Source organism: Sphingopyxis sp. P1IMeth2 (assembly GCF_900185685.1).
Taxonomy (GTDB): Bacteria; Pseudomonadota; Alphaproteobacteria; order Sphingomonadales; family Sphingomonadaceae; genus Sphingopyxis; species Sphingopyxis terrae_A.
Window position 1 is genome coordinate 361,318 of the sequence record NZ_FYAT01000013.1, and the last position, 26,129, is coordinate 387,446.

The window sequence follows — 26,129 nt, forward strand, 5'->3', positions numbered from 1 at the left end:
GCGGGGGGCTATTGAAAAAGGGGGAAGGCATCGCTTCGCTAGTGCCGCCGCACCATTGCGGCGAAGCTGCCGAGAATTTCCGCGCAGTCGTGCCCGGCGCCGTCGGTCCCCTCGCACTCGGCCGCCCGCGCGCAACACCCGCACCGGGCAAATGTTTCCTGCCGCAGCAAAAATATACCGCCTTCTGCAAAGGAAACTTTCTTCTGATTCAAGGGGTTGATCCGATGTCAAATCAATTGGAGGACAGCATGAGCATCGAAGGAAAGATCAAGGAAGCCGCCGGCTATGTGAAGGAAGAGCTGCATGAAAATGGTGACAGCCCCGAGGCCAAGCGCAAAGCGCAGGAAGGCCGCGACCTTCGCAATGAAGGCCGCATCGAAGATGGCAAGGCACCCAAGCTGGGCACGCCCGGCACCGAATCCTGATCTCCCGCCATACCCCGTGGCAAACTGGGCCCGCCTCGGCGGGCCTTTTCTTGTGCGGGCAACGCGGTCAAACGCAGCGGCAAGGCGGCGGACGCACTGGCAGGAAGAGTATATCGCGCCGCAGATGAGCGGCAGCGAAAAGGGCGCTGTCGGCTAAGGAAGCCAAATAAGCGGCGCAAGGCAATATGGTGCGGCAGAACCGGGAACGGGCGGAGAGGCGACAATCAGGGGGACGGAAGGAAGGCGTGCATGCATGGGGACCCTCGGCGGTCGTATCCGCCGAGGGTCGCCAGCGTCTCGGCGCTGCTGACGACAGAGCAACTTCACTCGAACGCGATCACGCTCCGTGCGTGGCAACCGACGCGGCCTCCGTTCGCGGCATTCGCAAAAGCGGCGTTAATCCTAGCAGTTGCCCTTGACGCCATCGGCGCAATCGCCGACCGATTCGATGTCTTTGCCCGCTCCTTCAACCGTGTTGCAGGCCGACAAGACCAGCAGCGATCCGCTGATCGCGAAAATTGTCAGCAGCTTCTTCATATCCTCTCTCCGGTGACAAGGCGTACCAGCGCCTCTGCCTGGCCTTACGAATTCGCGCGCTAATTGTTCCGCCGCTTCGGCGCGCGCCAGCCGGGGCGTTTGAATTCACCGCCGAACGGGCAATTTGGGGAGAGGCATCGGATCTGGCGGGCACCCTGTCGATCGCACCATTTTGTTTAGGCGGTGTATTCTGGCTTGCGGGAATGCTGGCGGAGCGAATGGCTGCCCGCATGTCGGCGGCACGATATGCCAAGAAGGGCTTCGCGTTCGGCGAAGCCCTTCCGGCCCCCGTGGCAATATGGCTACGCCAGCTGGAGGCAGACTCCCATCTGCTCCGGGTCGCGCGCAGCAGAATGGGAGGCGATGCTTAGCCGCAGCGATCGGCGGCCGACATAAAATAGATCAAGTTCGATCCGAAATGATGTTCGACGGCACTTCCTACGCTTGGGGCCGAGCCACCAGCGCGCCCGCACATGTGATCTCGCGGGCAGCGGTTGCGGCGCGCATCGGAAAAGTCCCGGCTACAAGATCGACGCGCGTCCCGCATCGTGGCTCGCTCCGCTGGTCGCATGCAGACCGGTGAACCCCGGCCTTGGCCGAGCCGACCGACAGAAATCAAACCTCTGCGCATTCGCGGGCTCGATGCCGCGCCGCCGCCGACCGACGAGGTTGGGGGAACGCTCGCCCTCCGGGCGTGGTCGCTGACCCGTGCCAAGTCGCAGCCTCGCCCTCTCCGCCAAATATAGTTGACTAGGAAACTGCATTATGCTACCGGGCGGCGAAGGGAGCGGCCATGAGCGGTGTTTCTGAATTGACGGCGCATCTCGGATATCTGCTGCGCAGCGTCTCGAACGCAGTGTCGCACGAGTTTGCGCGCAAGATCGCAGCCGAAGCTGTGACTGTCGCCGAATGGGTCATGCTGCGCTCGCTCTATGATGAGACCGAGATGGCGCCATCGGTACTTGCCACGAAGATGGGGATGACCAGAGGAGCGATCAGCAAGCTCGCCGAACGGCTCATTGCCAAGCGCCTTGTCGAGCGGCGCGAAAATCCGGTCGATAAAAGGGGCCACAGCCTCTCGCTCTCGCTGGCCGGTGCGCAGAAGGTGCATGCGATTGCTGCGCTTGCCGATCGCAATGATGCCGATTTTTTTGCGGTGATGAACAATGCCGAACGCGCCGAGCTGCGCGCCCTTCTAGAGACGCTGATCGCCCGGAACGGCCTCTCGGCCGCTCCTGTCGACTGAGCGCAAAGATCTTCGAACGAAAGGAAGTGAACATGCACGCCGACCAGACCGCCACCGCCGAATATTGTCTAAACGCTGCTTACGACGGACGCGTGAGTTTCCCCGAGATTGTTGGCAAGCTCATCGACGCGGGTTTCGAAGGCTATGATGTCGACTATCGCCGGGCCATGCAGATCTATTATCTCCCCGACGGCGACAGCGTCGAGCTCGCGATGCCATCCTGCTCAGAGGACGTTTCGGCCCGCTTCGATGACGCGCGCATCGCGGCGCTGGTGCGCTGGGCGCAGTCGGACGTGCCCCACTACAGCTATGCCGCGTTCAGTGCGCAGGCCAAGACGGCCGGCTGCGCCGGCTATCATGTCTCCTTCCTGGGCCGGCGCGTGGTCTATTACGGGCGCACCGCCCAGACGCATGTCGAGCTGTTCGATAGCTGATGCGGCGCCCACCGAAGGACGGCCCGCAAGCCGTCTCTGCCGGCCGGAGAGTCCGGATATTGTTCGAGCGTAAGGCGCCGCGCGTCGCAGGGCGCGGGAACCCCTGAGACGTCCGGCGCGCTTCTTCCTGCGGGGGCTCCGGAGGAGACGCAATATGAACCACAGTCTGCATGAAGCCGGCTCGAACAACGGCAACTACCTGCGCTTCATGGCGATGGTGGGGACCTCAACCGCGGTGATGTTCGGGCTCATGTATCTCAATAGCTATGCGCTCGATCATGTCCTGTGGAGCGAGACGCGTTTCTGGATGACCTTGGTGATGGGCGCCGCAATGGCGCTGATCATGCTGGGCTTCATGCGCGCAATGTACCGTAATTCGCAGAAGAATATGATCATAATCGGCGCCGCGGCGGCCGTATTCGCCGGCTCGCTCTTTCTCGTCCGCAGCCAGATAACCGTCGGTGACACCGACTATATGTCCGCGATGGTGCCGCACCATTCGATCGCCATTCTGACCAGCGAGCGGGCCCGCATCCACGATGCGCGCGTGCGCGCGCTTGCGAACGGGATCATACGGACCCAGCGCAAGGAAATCTCCGAGATGAGATGGCTGATCGCCGACATAGAGGCACACGGCATCGCGGCAAACCCCGAGGAAGCTCGGGCGCGGCCAGTGCCCGACTTCGAGGGGCACCTCAACGCGGGTGACTGGGATCCCTCACAGAGCAAGATGGTCGATCGCTGATCACAGGCGTCCATGGTGCAGCACCCCTCGGCTCACCGGCCCGGCGTGCGGGCCCGCCGGCTCGGGGAGCTTCATGGGCGTCGCGCGACGGTCTGCCTTGCAGTCCGAACGGGTGACCGAGCGACCGAGACCCATCCGTCCGTAAGAGGCTGCGTTTGGCGACGCAGCCCCTCCGCAGAGCGTGCACCGGCCTCGCCTGTTTGCGTGAGCCGCCTGGTCGCAGATGGCTCTACGCGCTGGATCAGCCATGGTCCGTCCGCTGTCCTGCGCGCACCGCCGCAGTGACGGGGGCTCGTGTAGATATTTTGAGTGAGGGGCGGGCAACTGCCACCTACGGCGGCGCTCGCCAGAGCGGGGTCGCTCATCCGTTGACGATGGTGCCGCCGTTCGGGTGAAGCACTTGGCCCGACATATAGCTGCTGTCCTCGCAGGCGAGGAACAGAAAACAGGGTGCGACCTCATTGGGCTCACCCGGTCGTTTCATCGGCGTGCTCTCGCCAAAGGTCGCGACCTTTTCGGCGGGCGCGCCGCCGCGCGGGTTGAGCGGTGTCCAGATCGGCCCCGGTGCGACCGCGTTCACGCGAATGCCCTTGCCGACGAGATTTTCGCTCAGCGACCGGGTGAAGGCGGTGATCGCGCCTTTCGTCGCACTGTAGTCGAGCAGTCCGGCGCTTCCCTGGTACATGGTGACGCTGGTGCAGTTGACGATCGCCGAGCCCGCGCGCAGGTGCGGTAGTACCGCCTGAACAAGATAAAACATGCCGAATATATTGGTGGCGAAGGTCCGCTCGAGCTGTTCGGCCGAAATGTCGCGGATGTCCTCGGCGGGATGCTGTTCGCCGGCATCGTTCACCAATATGTCAATGCGACCGAATTTGGCGATCGTCTCGTCCGCGATCTTCGCCGCGGCATCTTTCCGCCCGACATCGGCCTTGATGGTCAGGCAGGTTCGTCCCTCGGCCTCGACGATCCTAGCCGTCGCTTCGGCATCGCGCGTGTTCGACTTGTAGACGATGGCGATGTCGGCCCCTTCGCGCGCGAAGAGTGCGCAGACCGCGCGGCCGATGCCGCTGTCGCCGCCGGTCACGATCGCGACCTTCCCGGCAAGGCGATCAGAACCCCGATAGCGCGGCTCCCACTCGGGTTTGCGCGCCAGCGTCGCTTCGCTATCGACCAGCGGCGCGGCGATCGACTTGCTGTCGCCCACTTGCTTGCGCAGCTTGGCTGCCGCGATCTGCTTTCCGCGCTTCTCCTTGCTGTTTTCGCCGACCTTTCCGGCTTTGGCTTTGCGGGTCATTCTGCTTTCCTCTTCTGCCCCCGCTCCGAAGCACGAACCATCCAAAGCGAAGGATGGTTGCGCATGTTCGTCGGCGCGGCTTCGTGTTCGGCCAAGCCTGCCTCATCATTTTCCATGTCGCGGCGGTTGAGCGGAGAGGTGCCTGGCCGCAGGGTCCTCCGCGAGACGGGTTCCCGCCAGCGGCCTTGCTTGCTGTATCGATCGCCAGATCAAAGATTAGAGGCTTGGCGGGCCAAAATTGCACCCGCGCGATCCGCGCCGCGCCATTGCGCGGCGCGCCCGCCGCCATCCGCGGGCCGCTGGCGGGAAAATTGAGACCAAAATGGTTGCGATCGCGCTGGCTTTACCAATGTAATATTGACCTATTGGGGGTCTGATTAACGCCGATTTGACCAAAGCATGGCTTATCATGCGGGGAGAGGAGGCCGGCCTTGCGATGTCCCGAACGAAGCACTGACGAAGTCGGACGGCTCGCAGCGCTCGCAGAATATGGGATAGACCCCGCACTCGGCTTGCCCGGCCTGCAGCCGATCGTCGAAATGGCGGCGCGCACCTTCGATTGTCCCGCGGCTGCCGTCAACATGATCGGCGATGACCATGTCTTTTTCGCCGCAAGCGAGGGCGTTCGGGCATGCGACATGTCGCGCGATGCGAGCTTCTGCGCGCATGCGATCAATGCCCAGGATATTCTCGTCGTCGAGGATGCGACGCTCGATCCGCGCTTTCACGACAATCCGCTCGTCGCTGACGGGCTCATCCGCTTCTACGCCGGGGCCGCGCTCAGATCGCCGTCCGGCCATGCGCTTGGCGCGCTGTGCGTGCTCGATCCGGCGCCGCGCGCCGGCCTGTCGCCCGAGGACCGGGCGCGATTGCGCGCGCTCGCCGATCTCGTGTCGGACAAGCTCGAGCTTCGCCGGCTCGGCGTTCAGGCGGCAACCCGGCCCAATCGTTTTGCCGCGAGCGCCGCGACGTCACCCAATGCGGTCATCTGCTTCGATGCCGGAGCGCGCGTAACCGCCTGGAATGCGGCAGCGAGCATGATGTTCGGTCACGATGCCGCGGCGATGATCGGCGAGCCGATCGACAGCATCATCGATCCGCGCGATCATCCGCTCGTCCACGCCGCGATCGCGCGCGTCCGCGGAGGGGGCACGCCGGTTACCGAGGCGACACCGCTCACGGGAGTGAGGGCCGATGGCACCCGCTTTCCGGGCGAGATTCACTGGTCGCACTGGTTCGAGAATGGTGTCATCCATTTCGGCACGATCGTGCGGGACATGACCGAAGCGCAGGCCGAGCATGACGCGCTCTACCGATTGGCGAATTATGACGCGCTCACTGGCCTGCCCAATCGCAATCTCCTGCGCGCGCGCCTGGCAGAAGCCGCCGTCGCCGGCGCGCCGCACGCGCTCCTTGTCGCTGATCTCGCGGGCTTCGGAGACGTCAACAACGCGCTCGGTCAGGCAGCGGGCGATGCGGTGCTCGGCGAAATCGGGACGCGGCTGGGCACGCTGGTTACGGGATCCGATATGGCGGCGCGTTGCGGCGGCGCTGCCTTTGCGCTGCTTGTCGCGGCGGACGCGCTTCTGGCGATCGATGCCCTGACAGAGGCCATGATTGCAGCGATCGCCGCTCCTATCCATATTGATGGCGTCGAACATCGTTTGTCGGGCCATGTCGGGATCGCGCTCGCGCCCGATCATGGCGGTGAGGCCGACGCGCTGATCGGCAGCGCCGAACTGGCGCTGTTCCAGGCTCGCCAGCTCGGGCCAGGGTCGCGTTATGTCTATGTGCCCGCGCTGCGCGCCGAAGCGGTCGCACGGCGCATGTATGACGCCGAATTGCACCGGGCCTTCGAAGCCGGCGAATTCTGTCTATTCTATCAACCGCAGTTCTGCCTCGCCGATGGTGCGCTCACCGGGGCCGAAGCCCTTATCCGGTGGAAACATCCCGAGCGCGGACTGCTCGAGCCCGCCGCGTTCCTTGCCGCGCTCGAAGCCGGGCCGCTCGCCGCGCCGGTCGCGCGCTGGGTCGTCGAGGAGGCCAGCGTCTGCGCAGCTTTCTGGCGCGCTCGCGCACCCGATTTCCGGATGGGCATCAATCTCTCGGCGGCGCTGTTTCGCGCCGGCGATCTGCCGCAGCTGGTGCGCGGCGTCTGCGCGCGCCGCGGCCTGGCGCCCAGTGCACTGGAACTCGAGATCACCGAGAATATCCTGATCGAGGGCGAAGCACCGATCGTCGAACAGCTCGGTGCACTGCGCGATCAGGGCGTGCACCTCGCATTCGACGACTTTGGCACCGGCTTTGCGTCGCTCAACCTGCTCCGCACGCTGCCCGTCACCCACATCAAGATCGACAAGAGCTTCACCCGGATGGTGCGTAGTGCACCGCGCGAGCGCATCATCGTCACCACGCTGATCGACATGGCGCGCCGTCTCGGCATTTCTGTAATCGCCGAAGGCGTCGAAACGGCCGAGGATGCAGCCTTCTTGCGCGAGCAGGGATGCGAGGAGGGGCAGGGTTACTGGTTCGGCCCCCCGGTCCCGCCCGCATTGTTCGAGGAGCTTTATTTTGCAAACGCGGGGACACTGCGCGAAATCGGCGGCTCCGCGGGCTGACGTTGCGTCGCCCTAGGACAATGACGCAGATCCACTGCAGACGGGCGGTCTAGCCCGAATAGTGCGATGCTCATCCGATCGGATCGACAGTGCATGTGGTGTCGGCGATCCCGCGACGTGCGCCAGAGACATTGCGCGCAATTGTGGCGCAACGGCAACAAGCAAAATTTATCGACAATTATATCCGAAGTGAGTTTGACTTAGCTCGTTGCGCCTTTTCTTCCGGGCGCGAGCCAAGCGCTCGTCAACAGGAGGAAAAGTTGAGAAAGATGATGACGGCGGCATTTGCCGCAACGCTTTTCGCGGTTCCCGCTCACGCGCAGGACAGCAGCGGGCTGGCGGGTTTCAAGCTCGGCGCCATTGCAGGCTATGACAGCGTGAAGCTCGAACTCGACGGCGACAGCGGCTCGAAAGGCGGCTTCGCTTATGGCCTGACCGCCGGCTATGATGTCGATCTGGGTAGAGCGATCCTCGGAATCGAAACCGAGATCTCCGACTCGACCGCCGAGGAAAGCGTCTCCGACGTCGTTGTCCCGGGGGACCGGGCATCGCTCGTGACCGGCCGTGACCTCTATGTCGGCGCGCGGATCGGCTTTGCGGCCAGCGACAATGTCCTGCTTTTTGCCAAGGGCGGGTACACCAATGCCCGGGTGAAGCTCAAATATAATGACGGCACGAGCAGCCTCACCGAGGGCGACAATCTGGACGGCTATCGCCTTGGCGGCGGAGCAGAATATGTATCGGGTCCGATTTTCGGGCGGCTGGAATATCGCTATTCCGATTATGGCGAATATAGCTATGCCGGTGTCGGCACCGGGCTCAAGGCGTCGCGCCATCAGGTCGTGTTCGCTGGTGGCTATCGCTTCTAATCGAGCCAGAGGGGGGAGGGGCGCCAGCCGGCTGCCCTTTCCATCCCGCTGACGGTACGCCCGGCTGTCCAGCGGGACCCGCGGCCGGGCAGGCAAGGGGTTCTGCTCCGCAGGATAGGCAATCCGCGTGCGGTCCTGACCTGGGATGATCTTCGCTACGCTCTTGACTTCGGGGCCTTTTGCTCGAAGCTGAATTTGAAGGTTGAAGGGGGCGGGCATGGACAAAGCGGTATCGGCTCTTGCGGGGCGGCGCGCACCGTCGATCGATATGCGGACATCTAAGGTCGCTGGCGCCCCGACGAGTTGCACATTGCTACGGCGCGTCATCGGCGCGCTTGCCTCGCGCAGATTTTTGCTGGCCGGGATCGCTACGGCAATTTCGGCGGCCGCGCCTTCGCTGGCCGCTCCGCCGCCACCCTCCGGGCAAAGTCAGGTCGATCGCGATGCCGATCTGGCGCGGTCGGCGCGGAAGGCCCTTGACGGAGGCCGCGCGCGCGAAGCCGCCGACATGCTCGAAACGCTCGTCGCGCCGCGTCATCATATGCTCGCCATCCTGCCCGCGTGGCATCTCGATCTTGGCCGTGCCTATGCTGCGCTCGGCGCGCCCGACGCCGCGCAGGGCCAGTATCGGCTAGCCCTGGCCGCGGCCGGTGAAGCCGGGGAGGCCGAAACCGAGGCGGAACTCGCCGACCTTGTTGCGCGGTCGGGACAAGCCAATCCCGTGCCCGACACGCTTGGGCCCGACGGCGCCAAATATTTCGATCTGCGCTGGGTCGATCGCGGGGGCGGGCAGATCGACTATGCCGGGGCCTTTCTCCTGCCTGCCGATGGCCCGCGCGGCGAAGCCTTCATGCTGGCGACCTATCGCGCCGACTGTGCCGCCTTGCAGGTCCAGATGCTCGCCGGCAGCGAATTCTCCGCGGGTGGCAAGCGGCTGCGCAAATTCGGGCGCGCCGAGCTTGCCTCGCCATCCAATGATCTCGCGCGGCACGCCGCGCAGATGATGTGCCGCCGTGATCCCGCGCTGGCGGTGCGCCGCACGCCCGATATCGACGGGCTGGCTTTGCTTGCGCGCTACCGCGCTCATCGTGAGATGCGCGCCGCTGTCGCCGCGCGGACAGAAGCCGGCTCCGGGCTCGACGCGGCGGCGTGCCGGGCGCATGTCGAACTGTTCATCGAGAAGATCGCGGCCGAAGGCCCGGTTTCCGGCCCGAGCTGGCAGATACGCGACTGGTGGGATGTCGCGGTCGAGACTGTCCCTGCGGACCAGATGGCGGGCGCGAAACTGGCCGCCGAACAGCTCGCCCGGACCGATCCCGTTGCGGCGAACGCGGCGCAAAAGGCCTGCGTCCGCAAGGCGATCGACAGCGGAGAAATAGCGGGACTCTAGCCGCGCCGACGCAGCTCCCATCTGCGGAATTGCGGGACCAGCAGATGCCGCCGGTCGGGCGAGTTTGCCCACATGCGATAGCCGTCGTACCACCCGGCGCGTATGATCTCCCGGTTCGGGCAGGCGTCAGGGGTGCGCGGGCGTCTTGCACGCGCGTCCCGTCGTTTCGAGCTGTAGCGTCGCGTGCGTAATGCCGAATTGCTCTTGCAATGTTTCCGCCACTTCCCGCCGGACCCTGCCGTGCCCATCAGGCGTCGCGGTAACGATATGCGCGGTGAAATTCATGTCGTTCCCGGCGACCGACCAGAGATGAAGTTCATGGACCGCGACCACTCCCCCGCAAGCCAGGATTTGCGCGCGGACAGTGTCGAGGTCGACGCTGCGCGGCACGCCCTGTAGCAGGATATTGGCGGCATCGCGCAGCAATATCCAGGTGCGCGGAACTACCCAGAGCCCGATTGCAATCGCGACCAGAGGGTCGACCCAGCGCCAGCCGGTCAGCCAGATGAGGCCGGCCGCGCCGATCACGCCGAGCGATCCCAGCATGTCGGCCCAGACCTCGAGATAGGCGCCCTTGACATTGAAGCTGTCCCGCGTGCCGTGCGCGAGGACGCGCATGGCGACGAGATTGACCGCGAGCCCGACGGCCGCGACGGCGAGCATGCCGATCGAGCCGACATCCTCGGGCGCGAAAAGGCGCCTTGCCCCCGCAACGAGCACATAGGCGGCGATGGCAAGCAGAAGCAACGCATTGAAGGCTGCCGCGAGGATCTCGACGCGGCGATAACCATAGGTGCGGCGGGCATCCGCGGGCTTTCGCCCGATCCGGACGGGAACCAGCGCGAGCGCCAGCGCTGCTGTATCGGTGAACATGTGCGCAGCGTCGGATAAGAGCGCGAGGCTGTTGAAAAGCCAGGCTCCGGCGAGTTCAGCGATCAGAAACAGCGCAGTCAGCGCCAAAGCGATCGCGAGGCTTCGCGAACTAGCACCCGCCGCATGATCATGCGCGCCATGCGTGTGGCCATCTTCTTTCGTTGCTGGCTGGATCATGAACAAACTCACTTTGCGGACATGGGATCAACGTCCGCAAGGCCGCAATCGCTCCATCCTTATCCGCCTCCTCATCCGTTCCCGTAGCGGCGCCGGATTTCCCATCCGTTCTTTGCTGCGTGAGAGCGCTTCTCAGGGCTTTCACCGGAACTGCCCTTGCGCGAGGATTCATGGGTGTCGGAATGGCCGCGGCCCGACCCCGACATGTCGCCGCCCCCCGATTCCTTGTTGACCGTCGCCCAAGCCCGGCGCTCGGCCTCCTCATTGCTCACCCCGCGCTCTTCATGGCCCTTCTCGATATGCTCGGCTCTGCGTTTCTGCTTGTCGGTGTAGCTTGATTTGTCGGTGCGGGGCATCGAACCTTTCTGCTTGCCGTCCTGGCCGGGATTCTGGCCGGGGGTTCTGGTTCGGCTGACTGCCGCCCTGCTGATTATTCTGCGCCATGATGGCCTCTTCTTCTTCTCAGATCGCCCTCGGGGGCGGGCGCGCATGGGAGACGCACGGCCGCGGCCATTGCTCCCTTGAAAGATCACTTGAAAACATCGGCTTAACCTATGTTATGAAAGGAAATTCAGAGCATTGGAGCCGGAACCAACGCGGTTCGGCAGCGTTTGGTGAGCATCCACTAAGGATAGACCGAACGGCGCGTCTTGCCGCTCCTACGCCTGCACGCGGGGAGGCGGACCGGCGCGGCCGGAACGCGGGAGACATTTCATGTTCAAATGGGCCATTATCTTCGCCGTCGTCGCGCTGATCGCCGCGCTTCTCGGCTTTGGCGGCATTGCCGGTCTATCGGCCGGCTTTGCGAAAATTCTGCTCGTCATCGGCGTCGTGCTTTTCGTCCTCGCCTTTCTGTTCGGGCGCGGTCGCCGCACGTCGCCCTGATCGACGCGGGCGTTGGTTCGGGAAGGGTGGACGATCTTTCGTCCGCTTTTTCTGACGGGTGCCGGCGGCCCACGACCCTTCGGCCGCCGGTCACCTAAGCTCATGTTCGGGCCGACGGCTGCGCCGAGGAAGGAAGGGCGGCAGCACGTGCCAGAGCGATCTTTTCACCACCCCGTGACGCCCGACGGCCGTTATTTCGTGGTCCGCGGTCGTCTTTGGCGGATGTCCAATCCCAACTTGTCGGAAAAAGAGCGCACGCGTCTTGTCTCCGACCTCATGGCGGCGCGGCGGGCGGTGCGCATGGCGCGCGAGGAGAAGAACGCCGCCGCCATGCGGCGGTCGAGGGCCGCGGTCGATCGCGCGAAGCGGGGGCTCGGCGAGCGCGGACCGGGGTGGTGGTCGGATGGCGCCCCCGATCTCAATCGCCGCATGGCGGTAAATACAGATTATGCCGATTGGTTTCGGGCGCTAGGGTCCGAATGACGCCGTCAGGATTTCGCGGTTATCAACGAGGCGGTCGAACCCCTGTCGATCGTCAGCCATACACTACCCAGTCCAGCCGCCGGAACCACCTTCATGCGATCAGGCGCGATGCCGCGGTCGCCGAGCATATGCGCCAGCGCCCGCGCCTGCCCAGCGTCACCGGCAATTTCCATCGAAGCCGCGGGCGCCGCGCGCAGGATGTTGGAAAGGTCGGCCGCCTGCCCGATGCCTGCGCGCGTCAGGATCGGCCGATCCTCGGCGAAGCCACCAAATGCAAACTCGCCCTTCTGCCCGTCGCGCGACGCCAGCCACTCGGCGATGTTGCGTGAAAGCGAGCCCTTGGCGGCGGCGAGCGTCGAACCGTCGGGAAGAGTCACGACATTGTTAAGTGGGCCAGCCGGCGGCGCCGCCTCCACATCACTCGCGCCGCAGGATTGCAGCGAAAGCGTCGCGGCGGCGATCGACAGGGCCGACGTCATCACAAGCAGCAACCGCACCATGGTCTTCCTTTCCAATTCTCTTTGCCTAACGCGCGCGGGCGCCAGACGTTGCCCTGATATTGCGGAGCGTGCGAGGCTACACCCCGTCCCGTATCGGGGCATCAGGCGAGGTCGCGCATGCGGAATTCGCGGTCCCAATGGCGGCGCGTGTCAAACTCGACCTCTGTGGTGACGGGTGCCGGTGAGACGAGCCGGAAATGCAGTAGCTGGGTGCCCTGCGATGGGGTGGAGCAAACGGAGACAATCTGGGGGGGCGATAACCACGGTGATAGCAGAAAAACTGCCGAAAATTGGCAAAAACTGCAGATTTCAGCGCTTTAGATGGTGCCGGCTGTCAGACTCGAACTGACGACCTACCGCTTACAAGGCGGTTGCTCTACCAACTGAGCTAAGCCGGCGCGCGTTCGCGCCCCTTGCGTCAAATTATGCCAAAGGTCCAGCCCTCCGTGCGCGCGATCGTCGGGGTGAGCGGTGCGGGAGACCAGGGCGCGGTATCGGCGGCGATCGCGCGAAGCCACGCGGAGCTGAGCAGCGCGTCGCTTGCATGGTCGCTGACCGGGCCCGCAAGCCCCGCCGGCGGCGAGCCGAGCGCCGCGAGCGCGGTGTCGAGCGCGGCGCCGTCGCGGATCTTGCTGCGTCCGGCGGGCACGCCCGCGGCGCGCGCGGCAAGCGCGGTGTAGATTTCGACGAGCAGCGGGCCGCGCGGGGGCGCCGGATCGAGCGGCCAGAGTGGGAGGGCGCCGCCGAGATGGTGGAGTAGCCGCATCCCCGACAGGCTCGCCTTGCCGACCTGCGCCGCACCGACGAGGTTGAAATTGCTCACACTCGCCGCCTGGCGTGTCGCGCGCTGATGCTGTTCGACGATACGCAGCCGGCCCGTACCGCCCTCGAACAAGTCGCCGACATCGCCCTTTGCATGGCGGAAATGGCGGCGGGCTTCCACATTGTTCAGAAAGCCATGCGCCTCGAAATGCGGATCGTCCGCTGCATGGCGCGCGACGAGCGCCCACAGCGCGCGCATATCGGGCGGACTGTCGGACCATTTGGGGAAATAGGCGTGGCGGTCGGCAAAGGCGAATGCGGCCGAAAAATCGAAGCCGATCAGAATGTCGGTGCCTTGAGCGGCAACGTCGCAGAGCCAGTCGAATATCTCCGCGCGCGACCAGACATGCCCCGGCCGGACAAGCGCGGGCGCCGCCCCGCCGCTCGCCACGGCGAGTGCAATGCCACGCTGGCGCGCGCCGCGGGCGCCCGACCAGTCGATGGCGGCAAAATGGGTGAAACGGCGCATATTTGGCGTGTAGCGCGGCGCGGCGGCTTGCACAAAGGGCCGCGCGGTCCCAAATGCGACCCATGCTGATCGAAACCGAACCGACTCCGAACCCCGCGACGCTCAAATTCCTGCCCGGCCGTCCGGTCATGGAAACGGGAACCCGCGACTTTGCCAGCCCCGAAGAGGCCGAAGCCTCGCCCCTGGCGCAGGCATTGTTCACGCTCGGCGACGTAAGCGGCGTCTTCTTCGGGCGTGACTTCGTGTCGGTGACGATCGCGCCCGGCGCCGAATGGTCGATGGCGAAGCCCGATGTGCTGGGCATCATCATGGATCATTTCCTGGGCGATATGCCGCTGTTCAACCCGGCGAGTGCTGCGGGGATCAGCGTTCCGGGCGACGCGGAGGACGGCTTTGCCGACGACCCGGCCGATGCCGACATCATCGACCAGATCAAGGAATTGATCGAAACGCGCGTCCGCCCGGCGGTCGCTAACGACGGCGGCGACATCGTCTATCGCGGGTTCGACAAGGGCAATGTCTATCTGAAGATGCAGGGCGCCTGCGCCGGCTGTCCCTCGTCGACTGCGACGCTCAAGAACGGAATCGAGTCGCTGCTCAAACATTATGTTCCCGAAGTCACCGCCGTCCACGCGGTCTGATCTGATCCCAGCCACAGGAGTATGTCCCGATGAGCGAGCCGCTTTCCGACAGCGCCCTCGACCAGCTTTTCCGCACCGCGCGTACCTATAACGGCTATCTCGACAAGCCGGTGTCGGACGCGCAGCTTCGCGCGATCTGGGATCTGATGAAATTCGGCCCGACGAGCGCGAACAGTCTGCCGGCGCGCATTGTCTGGTGCGTTTCGAACGCCGCCAAGGAAAAGCTCGCCGCGCTGTCGATGCCCGCGAACGCCGAAAAGATATTGAAGGCGCCGGTCACTGCGATCATCGCGATGGACAATGAATTCTACGAACATCTGCCCGAACTGTTTCCGCACACCGACGCGCGGAGCTGGTTTGCTGGCAATGCGCCGCACGCGGCGACAACCGCGTTCCGCAACTCCAGTCTGCAGGGGGGCTATTTCATCCTGGCCGCGCGGGCGCTCGGGCTCGATACCGGACCGATGTCGGGGTTCAACAATGACGCTGTCGACGCCGCATTTTTCGCCGATACGCCGAATGTGAAGAGCAATTTCATCTCGACGCTGGGCTATGGCGATCCGGCGAGCATCTTCGAGCGCAGCCCGCGGCCGGACTTTGACCGCTTCAACCGCATCGCCTGACGCGCTCCGGCTCGTCATCGATTGTGCCAGCGAGGCCTGCACGGTCGCGCTGATCGATGGCGCGCGCACCGTCGATGCGCGGCACGAGGTGATCGGGCGCGGACATGCCGAACGGTTGATCCCCCTGATCGCCGAACTGCAAGGCGGTGGACGAGCGGCCGGGATATTGGTGGGCTGCGGGCCCGGCAGCTTTGCCGGCGTTCGCATCGGCGTCGCAGCGGCGCGCGCGCTGGGACTGGCCTGGGGCGTCCCGGTCCGGGGCTTTTCGACCCCCGCCCTCGTCGCCGCGGCGGCGGCCGCGCCGATTGCGGCGGCAGGCGGCGCGCTCGTCGTCATGGAGGGCGGGCACGGCCAATGGTTCGTCCAGCCCTTCGGCGCCAAGCTGACGCCGCGCGGGCCAGTTCAATCGCTGCTACCCGAAGTCGCCGTAGAGAACGCGGATGGCTTGATAGTCGGGAACCGCGCCGACGTTTTCGTCGCGCGCCGCGGCTTCGGCGAAGCGCTCGTTATGCTGCCCGACGCGCGTGCGCTCCCTGCGCTGCCGGCGGAAGCCCTGTTCGATCACCCCCGTCCCATTTACGGGCGGGCGCCCGACGCAAAACCGATGGCGACGCCATGAGCGAGGCAGTGCGGATCGCCACCGCGCGCGTCGCAGACCTGAACGCGGCGATGCGGATCATGGATGCGGCGTTCGAACCCGCCTATGGCGAAGCGTGGAGTGCAGGTCAGTTGCTGACGCTGTTCGCGCTACCTTCGGCGCGCATCTGTCTGGCATGGGTCGGGGAGCGGGCGTGCGGCTTTTATGCGGCGCGGATCGCCGGTCCCGAAAGCGAATTGCTCCTGCTCGCCGTCGACCCGGCCTTTCGCGGCCGCGGCGTCGCAAAAAAACTCATGACCGACTGGCAGAATTGGGCATCGGGCGAAGGCGCCGAAGACTATTTCCTTGAAATGCGGGCCGACAATGACGCTATTCATCTTTACCGGGCGTCGGGTTTTACGGAGTGCGGACGGCGCCCTGCTTATTATCGCGGGCGCGATGGCGTAATGCGCGATGCGATTACGATGCGGCGCCTAGTCAAGGACGCTGATCATTAGCAATTGAGGCATTGCGAAATTCCCACCAAAATGGCATGAATTTCCTCGGGGTAGGAACCCCCCAATAATCAAATCGCTGATTATCCGGGTCTTTATATGGGGAATGAGTTTCATGTCGGAGTCTGCCGATACAAATGAAATGCTCGTCACGCTGACTGCCGACATCGTCGCGGCGCATGTCAGCAATAACAGCGTCGCGATTTCAGATCTCGCAATCCTGATCAACAACGTCCACACCGCCTTGTCGAACCTTGGCGAAAAGGCGGTCGAAGAAGAAAAGCCGGTGCCCGCGGTATCGATCCGCGCGTCGGTGAAGCCTGACCATATCGTGTGTCTGGAAGACGGCAAGAAGCTGAAAATGCTTCGCCGCCACCTGATGACCCACTATGGCATGACGCCCGACGATTACCGCGCAAAGTGGGGCCTTCCAGCCGATTATCCGATGGTCGCTCCCAATTATGCCGAACGGCGCCGCGCGCTCGCCAAGGAAATCGGCCTGGGCACCAAGGGGCGCGGCGGCGGCCGCAAGCGCAAGAAAGTCTGAGCTTTTCACGGCGCAGAATGCAGGGGCGGTGCCGGGGGGCGCCGCCCTTGTTCTATGCGCGGGGCGACCCTATACAGATTGAAGAAACAGGACGCGACCTGCGCGCTTTGCACGAAAGGCCATCATGCCCGGTTCCATCGATCTTGAAGCCCTTTGCCATGAAAAGGGCCTGCGGATTACCGAACAGCGTCGCATCATCGCGCGCGTGATTTCGGATTCCGAAGATCATCCCGACGTCGAAACGCTTTATGAGCGCGCGTCGAAGATCGACAGCGGCATTTCGATCGCCACCGTTTATCGGACCGTGCGCCTGTTCGAAGAAGCGGGCATCCTCGACCGCCATGATTTCGGCGATGGCCGTTCGCGCTACGAAGCCGCGCCAGAGGCGCATCACGATCATCTGATCGACGTCGAAACGGGAAAGGTGATCGAATTCGTCGATCCCGAACTCGAAGCGTTGCAGAAGGTGATCGCCGAACGGCTGGGCTTCCGCCTCGTCGATCACCGCATGGAGCTTTACGGTGTCGCCATCGATCGCAAGCGCGACTGATCGCGCCCGGATCACCTGGCGCTCGGTCTTCCGCCTTGCGCTGATGGTGCTGACGCTCCTTTTCCTGATCGTCCCGCACCTTTTCTACCGCGCCATCGGGCGGCCATCGCCGATGGTCATGGCCTTTCTGAACGCGGTCGGCTGGATCGCGGGTTTGCGGGTCACGACGACCGGGACGCGGCTGCGCCGCGATGTCCTGTTCGTGTCGAACCATGTCAGCTGGCTCGACATTTTGGCGCTCGGCGGTGCGGCGCGATCGGCCTTCGTGTCCAAGGCCGAGGTCGGCACGACGCCGCTCGTCGGCTGGCTCGCCGACCAGAATCACACCATCTATGTCCAGCGTGAGGCGAAGCGCGAGATTCACAATCAGACGAACGATCTGCGCAATGCGCTTGCGCGCGGGCGCCCGGTGACGCTGTTTCCCGAAGGGACGACGGGGCCCGGCGACGGCTTGCTGCCATTCCGGCCGTCGCTGTTGCAGGCGGTGATTCCGACGCCGCCACGGCTCCAGGTGCAGCCGGTGTTTCTCGACTATGGGGTCGAGGCTCCCGATATTGCGTGGCTCGATCCCGAATCGGGCCTCGACAATTTCAAGCGTCTGCTCGCGCGCAAGCGGCCGATCACATTGACCATCCATTATCTCGATCCGCTGCCCAACGATGCCGAGGCGGACCGCAAGCTATTGGCCGAGGCCGCGCGCGCCGCGATCGCCGGCGCGATGGCGCAGACGCCAAACCCTTCCGCGATCAGCCGCCATCGCCTATAGGGCGCCGATGACATCCGACTCCCCCGCCAAAAATCCCGCCAAGACCTTCCACGTCAAATCCTTCGGCTGCCAGATGAACGTCTATGACGGCGAACGCATGTCGGAGATGCTGGGCGCGCAGGGTTATGTTCCCGCCGCGGACGGCGCCGATGCCGATCTGGTCGTGCTCAACACCTGCCACATCCGCGAAAAGGCGGCCGAGAAGGTCTATTCGGACATCGGCCGGCTGAAGCGCGAGGACGGCAGTACGCCGACGATCGCGGTCGCCGGCTGCGTGGCGCAGGCCGAGGGCGCCGAAATCGCGCGCCGCGCGCCGAGCGTCGATGTCGTCGTCGGCCCGCAGGCCTATCACCGGTTGCCCGACCTGATCGCGCGCGCCGAACGCGGCGAAAAGGCGATCGACCTCGACATGCCGCTCGAAAGCAAGTTCGGCGCGCTGCCAAAGCGCGCGGGCGGTCAGCGCCCGACGGCCTTTTTGACCGTGCAGGAAGGCTGCGACAAATTCTGTACCTACTGCGTCGTGCCTTATACGCGCGGCGCCGAGATCAGTCGGCCCTTCGCCGACCTGATCACCGAGGCGCGCGCGCTCATCGCGGGCGGGGTGCGCGAAATCACCCTGCTCGGGCAGAATGTGAACGCGTGGGACGGCGAGGATGACAAGGGCCGGGCGATCGGCCTTGACGGCCTGATCCGCGAGCTTGCGCGGGAGGGCGGGCTGGAGCGCATCCGCTATACCACAAGCCACCCGAACGACATGACCGACGGGCTGATCGCGGCGCATGGCGAGGTCGACAAGCTGATGCCATTCCTTCACCTGCCGGTGCAAGCGGGCAGCGATCGCATCCTCGCGGCGATGAACCGCAGCCATAGCGTCGACAGCTATTTGCGCGTCATCGAACGCGTTCGCGCGGCGCGCCCCGACATTGCGATTTCGGGGGACTTCATCGTCGGCTTTCCCGGTGAGAGCGAGGCCGATTTCGAGGCGACGCTCGATATCGTGCGCGCGACCAATTATGCGATGGCGTACAGCTTCAAATATTCGCGCCGCCCCGGCACGCCCGCGGCGACGATGGACGAGCAGATCGACGAAGCGGTGATGAACGACCGCCTCCAGCGGCTGCAGGCGCTGCTCAATCAGCAGCAGCAGGCATTCAACGAAGCGACGGTCGGGCGCGCGACGCGCCTGCTGCTCGAACGCAAGGGCAAGTTTGACGGCCAGTTGATCGGCAAATCGCCCTGGCTGCAATCGGTGCATGTGACGGCGCCGGGGCTGGCGATCGGCGACATGGTCGATGTGCGCATTACATCGGCCGGGCCCAACAGCCTGGGGGCCGAGCCGTTGATGGAAGCGGTTGCCTAGTGCCGGCTTTGAGTTTGGGTTTCCCCGCGAAGGCGGGGACCCATCTCCTTTCGCCGCATTCCGGTGCCACGGGATGGACTCCCGCCTTCGCGGGAGTACACAGGTTGTTACTGAAAGAAGGAGCCCTGCCCACGTGTCGAAACGCCCGCTGACCGCCGCATCGCCCGCCGAACCCGGCGACCGCGTCCGATTGTCGGTGGAGTTCGAGCGAACCCAGCTTCTGGGCATATTATTCGGCGAGTTCGACCGTAATCTGGTGGCGATCGAGAACAGGCTCGGCGTCTATATTTCGGCGCGCGGCAATCGCGTGCAGATCGAAGGGGAGGCCGAAGCCGCAGCGCGCGCGCGCGATGTGCTGACCGAAATTTATACGCGGATCGAACGCGGGGAAGAGATTGACAGCGGGCTGGTCGATGCGGTGATCGCGATGACGGCGCAGCCGACGCTCGACGGCATCATCCGCCACGAAACCAGCGACGCGCCGCCGGTGATGATCCGCACGCGCAAAAAGACGATCGTCCCGCGCGCGCCGTCGCAAATCCCCTATATGCAGGCGCTGGCGCGCGACGACGTGATATTCGCGCTCGGTCCCGCGGGCACGGGCAAGACCTATCTTGCGGTCGCGCAGGCCGTAGCCCAGCTCATCACCGGCAGCGTCCAGCGCCTGATCCTGTCGCGCCCGGCGGTCGAGGCGGGCGAGAAGCTCGGCTTCCTGCCTGGCGACATGAAGGAAAAGGTCGATCCCTATCTGCGCCCGCTCTACGACGCGCTGCACGATTGCCTGCCCGCCGAGCAGGTCGAACGCCGCATCGCGAGCGGCGAGATCGAGATTGCCCCGCTTGCCTTCATGCGTGGGCGCACGCTCGCCGATGCCTTCATCATCCTCGACGAAGCGCAGAATACGACGATCCCGCAGATGAAGATGTTCCTCACCCGCTTCGGCATGAACAGCCGCATGGTGATCTGCGGCGATCCGAAGCAGGTCGACCTGCCGCTGCCCGCGACATCGGGCCTCGCCGATGCGGTCGCGCGGCTCGAAGGTCTCGAAGGCATCAACGTCAGCCGCTTCACGAGCGCCGACGTCGTGCGCCACCCCATCGTCGGGCGGATCGTCGAAGCCTATGAGGGGCCGGGAAGCTGAGAGCTACGGCGCCCTGACGCCAATGCCGTTCAGCCTTTGGAGCGGCTGGCGTCGATGCTCCATATCCCGGCGCCGCGCGTCGCGATGAACAGGAAGATGAAGGTGTAGAGGATGATCGTCTCACCGCCGTTGACGATCGGATAGAGCCCGTTCGGCGCGTGGGCGACCCAATAACCGACCGCCGACATTCCACTGGCGATGAAGGCCGCGGGCCGCGTGAACAGGCCGATGATGATCAGCGCGCCCGCGACGAGTTCGATCGTTCCGGCGGCATAGAGCATCGGGTTGAGCGGCATCGGAAAATCGGTCGGGAAATTGAAGAATTTCTGCACTCCGTGCGCGAGGAACAGCAAGCCGGCGACAATGCGCAGCAGCGCATAGGCCTGTTCACGATAGCCATCGAGAAACTTCATCACACGCCCCCTTCGGTCGTTGTCGATGGGCGAAGCTATCGCAAAAAGCCGTCGCCGCGAAATTTATTCGCGCGCCATGTCACAATCGACCGGCGCTGCCTCGTCATGTCGGCACAACCCGAACAAAGGAGTGATGACATGACCAAGGTAACCGACCCCTTCGCCGCAGCGCCGCAGTTGATGAAGCAGTGGATGGCGGTTTCGCTCGCTGTGCAGGACAGCCTCGAGAAAAGCCTGATCGAACTCGTCAAGATCCGCGCCTCGATCGTCAACGGCTGCGCCAATTGCATCAACATGCACACCGCCGAAGCGCGCGCTGGCGGCGAGAGCGAGCAGCGCATCTATCTGCTGGCGGCATGGCGCGAGGCGCCCTGCTATACGCCTCGCGAACGCGCGGCGCTCGCCTGGACCGACGCCTTGACGCGCCTGTCGCAGGGGCACACACAGGGCGAAGCCAAGGCGGCGCTCGAGGCCGAATTCACGCCGGAGGAACAGGTGAAGCTGACGCTGATGATCAACATCATCAACGGATGGAACCGTATCGCGGTCGGTTTCGACCTTTGGTACGAACAGCCGGCCCGCGCCGCGTGACGGGGACGGCACCTTCGCATGCGGAAGCGGCGGATGCGGCGGCGAGTTTCGACCCGCTGCGTCCGCTGCTGACGCGCGTCGCCTATCGCATGCTCGGTTCGGTCGCCGATGCCGAGGATGTGGTGCAGGACGCCTTCATCCGCTGGCTCGGCGCCGATCGTGCGGTGGTGCATGAGCCTGCTGCCTTTCTGCGGCGTACCGTGACGCGGCTCTGCCTCGACCAGCTCAAATCGGCGCGGGCGCGGCGCGAAACCTATGTCGGGCCGTGGCTCCCCGACCCGATCGTCGGCGAGGAACCCGACGACGATGTTACGCTGCCGCTGATGCTTGCGCTCGAACGGCTGTCGCCGCTCGAACGTGCAGCCTTTCTGCTCCATGACGTCTTCGGCGTCGGGTTCGACGAGGTCGCGGCGACGATTGGCCGCGATGCGGCGGCGACGCGCCAGCTCGCGACCCGTGCCCGCGCCCACGTCCGCGACGCGCGCCCGCGCTATCGGCTCGAGCGCGAGCGCGGACTCGAAATCGCGAGCGCCTTCTTCGCGGCGTCGCGGAGCGGTGACATGAGCGCGCTCGGCAGCCTGCTCGCGGCCGATGTCGGCATGTGGTCCGATGGCGGCGGCAAGCGGCCCGCGGCGATGCAGCCGGTACTCGGCTTCAACCTCGTCATGCGGGTGCATCGCAGCCTGGCGGTCCTGTTCGGAAAACATGCCTCAATGCTGGTCGAGGTCGGGACGATCAACGGGCTACCCGGCTTCGTGACGCGCGAGGCCGACGGCGAATATCAGACGACCGCGCTGGAAATCGAGGACGGGCTGGTCGTCGGCATCTATGTCGTGCGTAACCCCGACAAGCTGCGCCACATGCACTGAAGCGCCGCCCGATTGCGCTTCGCCGCAGGAGCGATTGCGCGCTCTGTATTGGGCGTGTAATACGGCGCGAAGAATGACCGCTTTCCCTTTTTCCGATGATCCTCCGCCTCCGGCGATTGAAGAACCGCTGTTTCCGCCTGCCGAAACGCCTGCGACGCCGGCGGGCGCGAAGAAGCCGCGGCCACGATGGCTGCGCTGGCTGTCGCGCGGTTTTGCGGCTTTTGCGATTCTCTTCATCCTGCTCGTCGGCTGGCTGGCGATTACGGCGCCGCTGTCGAAATCGCTCGAACCGATTGCGCCGCCGCAGATTACCCTGCTCGCATCGAACGGCACCCCGATCGCGCGCATCGGCGCGGTCGTCGACAAGCCGGTGAAGGTCGCCGACCTGCCCGATCATGTCACGCAGGCCTTCATCGCGATCGAGGACCGCCGTTTCTATAATCATTGGGGCGTCGATCCGCGCAGCGTCGCGCGGGCGGTGTGGAGCAATGTTACCGGCGGCCGCACCCAGGGCGGCAGCACGATCACGCAGCAGCTCGCCAAATTCACCTTCCTGACGCCCAAGCGCACGCTGGGCCGCAAGGCGCGCGAGGCGCTGATCGCCTTCTGGCTCGAAGCATGGCTGACCAAGGACGAGATCCTCGAGCGCTATCTGTCGAACGCCTATTTCGGCGATAACACCTATGGTTTGCGCGCCGCGTCGCTCCATTATTTCTATCGCCAGCCCGAAAAGCTGACCCCGGCGCAGGCGGCGATGCTGGCAGGGCTGGTGCAGGCGCCGTCGCGGCTGGCCCCGACCAAGAACCCCGATCTGGCTGAAAAGCGGATGCGGCTGGTCGTGCAGGCGATGGCGCGCGAGGGTTATCTGACCGCAGCCGAGGCGAAAGCGATGCGGCCGCCGCGTATCGACGTGCGCGAGCGCGATGACCTACCCACCGGCACCTATTTCGCCGACTGGGCGCTGCCGCAGGCCCGCAAGCTCAGCGACATCGGCTATGCGCGCCAGACGATCACGACGACGCTCGACGCCCGTTTGCAGGCGGCGGCGCGGCGTGCGGTCAATCGCGCCGCGCTCGGCAAATCGCAGGTGGCGCTGGTCGCGATGCGCCCCGATGGCGAGGTCGTCGCGATGATCGGCGGGCGCGACTATGCCGCATCGCCGTTCAACCGCGCCACCCAGGCACGGCGCCAGCCCGGATCGACCTTCAAGCTGTTCGTCTATCTCGCGGCGCTGCGCAAAGGCTGGCGCCCCGACGACAGCATCGCCAACGGGCCGATCGAAACCGGTACCTATCGGCCGAAAAACGCCAGCGGCACCTATTCGCCAAGCATCACGCTGGAAGACGCCTTCGCGACCTCGAGCAATGTCGCGGCAGTGCGGCTGCTGCAGGAAGTGGGCGATGACCGCGTCATTGCGATGGCGCGCGATCTGGGCGTCACCGCACCGCTGGCCAAGGGTGACCCGAGCCTGGCGCTCGGTACCTCGACGATGACGTTGATGGAACTGACCGCCGCCTATGCTGCGGTGGCGGCGAACGCCTATCCGGTCGTGCCGCGCGCCTTCAAGAGCGAGGACAAGGGCTGGTTCGAAAATATGGTCTGGGGGCCCAGCCATTTTTCGGCGCGCGAGCATGACGGGATAGAGGATATGCTGGGCGCCGTGGTCAATCGCGGTACCGGGCGCGCGGCGCGGCTGCCGATCGCCGGCTTTGGCAAGACGGGGACGAGCCAGGACAATCGCGACGCCTATTTCATCGGCTATACCGATGGGCTGGTTGTGGGCGTGTGGGTCGGCAACGACGATAATTCGCCGCTGCAAGGTGTGACCGGCGGCGGCGTGCCGGCGCGAATCTGGCGCGATTTCATGGTGCAGGCCAGCGGCCGCGGCGCCGAACCGAAGAAGCCGCCGCGGGCTGCCGATCCTGCGGGACCGGTCCAGCCGCTTGACGTGCCCGACGTCGGGACGATCCCGGTCGGGGACAAGACGAGCATCGGGGTCGAGGACGGCAATGCGGTCATCAGCACCGAAATCGGCGGCACACGCGTCGATCTGCGCCTCCCGATCGGTGACCGTCAGCCACCCTCGGGGCAAGGGCCGCCCCCGACACCGGCAACCCCGTCGGCGCAGCCCCAGCCGGCACCGGCCCCGCCGCCGTAACAGGGGTGGGCAAGCAGTTTCGCATGGCGCATGGCGCGGTGCGGCAGTAGCGAGGGGCAATGATCACGCCGATTCTCTCCGTTGACAAGCGCAGCCGGCCCGCGGCCGCGATCCGGCCATGCTGAGCGTCGAAACGCACGAGGCCAGCCCCTGGCCCGACGATCTCGATTGGCAGGTGCGCGCCGGTGAGGCGGCCGCGGCCGGGCTCGCGCTGACGCCTTACGCCGCGCTGGCCGATGCCGCGCCGCTTGTCGAGGTGGCGATCCGCCTGACCAACGATGATGAAGTTCACGCGCTCAACCGCGATTTCCGCGGGAAGGACAAGCCGACCAACGTCCTGTCCTTTCCGCAGGTCCAGCCCGATCTTCTCGAAACGATGAGCAACAGCGACGATGGCGAGATATTGCTCGGCGACATCGTGCTGGCGCGCGAAACCTGCGTGCGGGAGGCCGCGGAGAAGGGGGTTTCGGTCGCCGATCATGCGACCCATCTGATCGTGCACGGGATGCTGCATCTGGTCGGTTATGACCATGTCGACGATCATGGCGCCGAGGCGATGGAGGCTTTGGAAGTGAAAGCCCTTGCATCGCTGGGCATCGCCAATCCATATGCGGTGCAGGATTAACGGCAAAAGCGAGAGACATGCCCGACGAGCAGGGGTCTTCGACCCGATCGGAAGAGGACAGTAGGTCCGGCCTGTGGGCCGGAATACGGACGTTGCTGTTCGGCGGTAACAGCGAACCGTCGCTGCGCGAGCAGATCGAAGAGGTCATCGACGAGGCCGAGGAAGAGGGCGCCGAGCGCCGCGGCAGCAGCATCGTCGGCGATCTGTCGCCCATCGAACGCAAGATGCTGCGCAACCTGCTGCATTTCGGCGAACAGACGGTCGACGATGTGGCGGTGCCGCGCGGCGAGATCATCGCGATTTCGGAAAGCGCCAGCTTCGAGGAAATCGTCGCGATCTTTGCCGATGCGGGGCACAGCCGCCTGCCGGTCTATCGCGAAACGCTCGACGAGGTCATCGGGATGATCCACGTCAAGGACGTGTTTGCGGTACTGGCCGAAGGGCGCACGCCGCCGCCGCTGCTCGACCTGTTGCGTCAGCCGCTCTATGTGCCGCAATCGATGGGCGTGCTCGACCTGCTCGCTGAAATGCGCGCGAAGCGCACGCACCTTGCGATCGTCATCGACGAATATTCGGGCACCGACGGCCTCGTCACGATCGAAGATCTGGTCGAGGAAATCGTCGGTGAGATCGAGGATGAGCATGACGACGAGCCGACCGCGCTGTTCGTGCCCGGCGCCGACGGCTGCTGGGACGCCGATGCGCGCGCCGAACTCGACGATATTGGCGAAGTAATCGACCCGCGCCTTGCCGAAGTCGACGAAGATGTCGACACGCTCGGCGGCCTCGCTGCGGTGCTCGCGGGGCATGTCCCGGCGGTCGGCGAGGTGCTGCACCACTCGAGCGGGTGGCGCATCGAAATCACTGAGGCCGATGAAAAGCGCGTCCATCGTCTGCGCCTGCATCCGCCGGTGGTTGTCGACCTGGAAGCCTCGGCCGACCGCGGCGCCGACTTCTGACGAATTGCCTTTGACGGGGCAAAG

General features: G+C 64.9%; 30 protein-coding genes and 1 tRNA gene. 23 read left to right on the forward strand and 8 right to left on the reverse strand.

Features of this window, described 5'->3' with window-relative positions:
• Window positions 1-41: 41 nt before the first annotated feature.
• A complete protein-coding gene (locus tag P1IM2_RS13110; RefSeq protein WP_186402782.1) occupies window positions 42-425 on the forward strand; it encodes a hypothetical protein in 384 nt (127 codons plus the stop codon).
• Window positions 426-827: 402 nt separating this feature from the next.
• Here the strand turns inward: P1IM2_RS13110 and P1IM2_RS13115 are convergent, their stop codons facing one another.
• Window positions 828-962, reverse strand: a complete 135-nt coding sequence (locus P1IM2_RS13115; RefSeq protein ID WP_086457012.1) for an entericidin A/B family lipoprotein — start codon at window positions 960-962, stop codon at window positions 828-830.
• Between the two features lie 793 nt (window positions 963-1,755).
• On the opposite strand from P1IM2_RS13115, the gene P1IM2_RS13120 reads away from it, so the two are divergent.
• The 3 genes from P1IM2_RS13120 to P1IM2_RS13130 all read left to right on the forward strand — a co-directional run bounded on the left by P1IM2_RS13120 (window position 1,756) and on the right by P1IM2_RS13130 (window position 3,387).
• On the forward strand, window positions 1,756-2,208 hold the full coding sequence (locus P1IM2_RS13120; RefSeq protein ID WP_186402728.1) for a MarR family winged helix-turn-helix transcriptional regulator: 453 nt from the start codon (window positions 1,756-1,758) through the stop codon (window positions 2,206-2,208).
• Window positions 2,209-2,240: 32 nt separating this feature from the next.
• A complete protein-coding gene (locus tag P1IM2_RS13125) occupies window positions 2,241-2,642 on the forward strand; it encodes a DUF1398 domain-containing protein (protein ID WP_186402729.1) in 402 nt (133 codons plus the stop codon).
• Between the two features lie 154 nt (window positions 2,643-2,796).
• Complete coding sequence (locus P1IM2_RS13130; RefSeq protein ID WP_186402730.1) at window positions 2,797-3,387, forward strand: DUF305 domain-containing protein; 591 nt, start codon at window positions 2,797-2,799, stop codon at window positions 3,385-3,387.
• Between the two features lie 361 nt (window positions 3,388-3,748).
• Here P1IM2_RS13130 and P1IM2_RS13135 read toward each other — a convergent pair whose 3' ends face one another.
• Window positions 3,749-4,684 (reverse strand): SDR family oxidoreductase, encoded by a 936-nt coding sequence (locus P1IM2_RS13135; protein WP_186402731.1) that lies wholly within the window; start codon window positions 4,682-4,684, stop codon window positions 3,749-3,751.
• 431 nt (window positions 4,685-5,115) lie between these two features.
• On the opposite strand from P1IM2_RS13135, the gene P1IM2_RS13140 reads away from it, so the two are divergent.
• The 3 genes from P1IM2_RS13140 to P1IM2_RS13150 all read left to right on the forward strand — a co-directional run bounded on the left by P1IM2_RS13140 (window position 5,116) and on the right by P1IM2_RS13150 (window position 9,561).
• Window positions 5,116-7,302 carry a bifunctional diguanylate cyclase/phosphodiesterase gene (locus tag P1IM2_RS13140; RefSeq protein ID WP_186402732.1) on the forward strand — a complete coding sequence of 729 codons (2,187 nt, stop codon included), beginning with the start codon at window positions 5,116-5,118 and terminating at the stop codon, window positions 7,300-7,302.
• Window positions 7,303-7,571: 269 nt separating this feature from the next.
• Entirely contained in the window at window positions 7,572-8,171 is a 600-nt protein-coding gene (locus tag P1IM2_RS13145) for an outer membrane protein (RefSeq protein ID WP_260834140.1), read from the forward strand.
• 217 nt (window positions 8,172-8,388) lie between these two features.
• Window positions 8,389-9,561 (forward strand): hypothetical protein, encoded by a 1,173-nt coding sequence (locus P1IM2_RS13150; protein WP_186402733.1) that lies wholly within the window; start codon window positions 8,389-8,391, stop codon window positions 9,559-9,561.
• A gap of 126 nt (window positions 9,562-9,687) precedes the next feature.
• On the opposite strand, the gene P1IM2_RS13155 is transcribed toward P1IM2_RS13150, so the two are convergent.
• Together P1IM2_RS13155 and P1IM2_RS13160 are read right to left on the reverse strand one after the other, a co-directional pair.
• Complete coding sequence (locus tag P1IM2_RS13155; protein WP_260834142.1) at window positions 9,688-10,623, reverse strand: cation diffusion facilitator family transporter; 936 nt, start codon at window positions 10,621-10,623, stop codon at window positions 9,688-9,690.
• A 59-nt stretch (window positions 10,624-10,682) separates the two neighbouring features.
• On the reverse strand, window positions 10,683-10,967 hold the full coding sequence (locus tag P1IM2_RS13160) for a plasmid stabilization protein (RefSeq protein ID WP_186402734.1): 285 nt from the start codon (window positions 10,965-10,967) through the stop codon (window positions 10,683-10,685).
• A gap of 358 nt (window positions 10,968-11,325) precedes the next feature.
• On the opposite strand from P1IM2_RS13160, the gene P1IM2_RS13165 reads away from it, so the two are divergent.
• A complete protein-coding gene (locus P1IM2_RS13165) occupies window positions 11,326-11,496 on the forward strand; it encodes a DUF1328 domain-containing protein (RefSeq protein WP_186402735.1) in 171 nt (56 codons plus the stop codon).
• A gap of 222 nt (window positions 11,497-11,718) precedes the next feature.
• Window positions 11,719-11,979 carry a hypothetical protein gene (locus tag P1IM2_RS13170; RefSeq protein WP_186402736.1) on the forward strand — a complete coding sequence of 87 codons (261 nt, stop codon included), beginning with the start codon at window positions 11,719-11,721 and terminating at the stop codon, window positions 11,977-11,979.
• A 5-nt stretch (window positions 11,980-11,984) separates the two neighbouring features.
• Here P1IM2_RS13170 and P1IM2_RS13175 read toward each other — a convergent pair whose 3' ends face one another.
• From P1IM2_RS13175 to P1IM2_RS13185, 3 genes are all read right to left on the reverse strand, one after another.
• A complete protein-coding gene (locus P1IM2_RS13175; protein ID WP_186402737.1) occupies window positions 11,985-12,458 on the reverse strand; it encodes a hypothetical protein in 474 nt (157 codons plus the stop codon).
• Window positions 12,459-12,801: 343 nt separating this feature from the next.
• Window positions 12,802-12,877, reverse strand: a tRNA-Thr gene (locus P1IM2_RS13180).
• Between the two features lie 20 nt (window positions 12,878-12,897).
• Window positions 12,898-13,770, reverse strand: coding sequence for a hypothetical protein (locus tag P1IM2_RS13185; RefSeq protein ID WP_186402738.1), 873 nt, complete (start codon window positions 13,768-13,770; stop codon window positions 12,898-12,900).
• A gap of 62 nt (window positions 13,771-13,832) precedes the next feature.
• Between P1IM2_RS13185 and P1IM2_RS13190 the strand changes: the two genes are divergently transcribed.
• The 9 genes from P1IM2_RS13190 (at window position 13,833) to P1IM2_RS13230 (ending at window position 20,490) form a co-directional block, all read left to right on the forward strand.
• The gene (locus P1IM2_RS13190; protein WP_062900485.1) at window positions 13,833-14,411 is read left to right on the forward strand and encodes a NifU family protein; all 579 of its coding nucleotides are present in this window, start codon (window positions 13,833-13,835) and stop codon (window positions 14,409-14,411) included.
• 29 nt (window positions 14,412-14,440) lie between these two features.
• The gene (locus tag P1IM2_RS13195) at window positions 14,441-15,034 is read left to right on the forward strand and encodes a malonic semialdehyde reductase (RefSeq protein ID WP_186402739.1); all 594 of its coding nucleotides are present in this window, start codon (window positions 14,441-14,443) and stop codon (window positions 15,032-15,034) included.
• Window positions 15,009-15,653, forward strand: a complete 645-nt coding sequence (gene tsaB / locus P1IM2_RS13200) for a tRNA (adenosine(37)-N6)-threonylcarbamoyltransferase complex dimerization subunit type 1 TsaB (RefSeq protein ID WP_186402740.1) — start codon at window positions 15,009-15,011, stop codon at window positions 15,651-15,653. The genes P1IM2_RS13195 and tsaB overlap by 26 nt, the downstream gene beginning before the upstream one ends.
• Window positions 15,650-16,129, forward strand: a complete 480-nt coding sequence (locus tag P1IM2_RS13205; RefSeq protein ID WP_186402741.1) for a GNAT family N-acetyltransferase — start codon at window positions 15,650-15,652, stop codon at window positions 16,127-16,129. Before tsaB ends, P1IM2_RS13205 begins: the two co-directional genes overlap by 4 nt.
• A gap of 112 nt (window positions 16,130-16,241) precedes the next feature.
• On the forward strand, window positions 16,242-16,673 hold the full coding sequence (locus P1IM2_RS13210) for a MucR family transcriptional regulator (RefSeq protein WP_062902952.1): 432 nt from the start codon (window positions 16,242-16,244) through the stop codon (window positions 16,671-16,673).
• Between the two features lie 124 nt (window positions 16,674-16,797).
• Window positions 16,798-17,223: a Fur family transcriptional regulator gene (locus tag P1IM2_RS13215; protein ID WP_003039883.1), complete on the forward strand. Its 426-nt coding sequence runs from the start codon at window positions 16,798-16,800 to the stop codon at window positions 17,221-17,223.
• Complete coding sequence (locus P1IM2_RS13220) at window positions 17,195-17,989, forward strand: lysophospholipid acyltransferase family protein (RefSeq protein WP_186402742.1); 795 nt, start codon at window positions 17,195-17,197, stop codon at window positions 17,987-17,989. Before P1IM2_RS13215 ends, P1IM2_RS13220 begins: the two co-directional genes overlap by 29 nt.
• A 7-nt stretch (window positions 17,990-17,996) precedes the next feature.
• Window positions 17,997-19,349 carry a tRNA (N6-isopentenyl adenosine(37)-C2)-methylthiotransferase MiaB gene (gene miaB, locus P1IM2_RS13225; protein ID WP_186402743.1) on the forward strand — a complete coding sequence of 451 codons (1,353 nt, stop codon included), beginning with the start codon at window positions 17,997-17,999 and terminating at the stop codon, window positions 19,347-19,349.
• A 133-nt stretch (window positions 19,350-19,482) separates the two neighbouring features.
• The gene (locus P1IM2_RS13230) at window positions 19,483-20,490 is read left to right on the forward strand and encodes a PhoH family protein (RefSeq protein WP_003039878.1); all 1,008 of its coding nucleotides are present in this window, start codon (window positions 19,483-19,485) and stop codon (window positions 20,488-20,490) included.
• A 29-nt stretch (window positions 20,491-20,519) separates the two neighbouring features.
• Here P1IM2_RS13230 and P1IM2_RS13235 read toward each other — a convergent pair whose 3' ends face one another.
• Entirely contained in the window at window positions 20,520-20,903 is a 384-nt protein-coding gene (locus tag P1IM2_RS13235) for a DoxX family protein (protein WP_062900479.1), read from the reverse strand.
• Window positions 20,904-21,041: 138 nt separating this feature from the next.
• Between P1IM2_RS13235 and P1IM2_RS13240 the strand changes: the two genes are divergently transcribed.
• From P1IM2_RS13240 to P1IM2_RS13260, 5 genes are all read left to right on the forward strand, one after another.
• Window positions 21,042-21,494: a carboxymuconolactone decarboxylase family protein gene (locus P1IM2_RS13240; RefSeq protein ID WP_062900478.1), complete on the forward strand. Its 453-nt coding sequence runs from the start codon at window positions 21,042-21,044 to the stop codon at window positions 21,492-21,494.
• A complete protein-coding gene (locus P1IM2_RS13245) occupies window positions 21,491-22,363 on the forward strand; it encodes a sigma-70 family RNA polymerase sigma factor (RefSeq protein ID WP_186402744.1) in 873 nt (290 codons plus the stop codon). Before P1IM2_RS13240 ends, P1IM2_RS13245 begins: the two co-directional genes overlap by 4 nt.
• 73 nt (window positions 22,364-22,436) lie before the next feature.
• On the forward strand, window positions 22,437-24,521 hold the full coding sequence (locus P1IM2_RS13250; protein ID WP_186402745.1) for a transglycosylase domain-containing protein: 2,085 nt from the start codon (window positions 22,437-22,439) through the stop codon (window positions 24,519-24,521).
• Between the two features lie 118 nt (window positions 24,522-24,639).
• Window positions 24,640-25,146 (forward strand): rRNA maturation RNase YbeY, encoded by a 507-nt coding sequence (ybeY, locus tag P1IM2_RS13255; RefSeq protein ID WP_186402746.1) that lies wholly within the window; start codon window positions 24,640-24,642, stop codon window positions 25,144-25,146.
• 17 nt (window positions 25,147-25,163) lie between these two features.
• Window positions 25,164-26,105: a hemolysin family protein gene (locus tag P1IM2_RS13260; RefSeq protein ID WP_186402747.1), complete on the forward strand. Its 942-nt coding sequence runs from the start codon at window positions 25,164-25,166 to the stop codon at window positions 26,103-26,105.
• Window positions 26,106-26,129 lie beyond the last annotated feature (24 nt).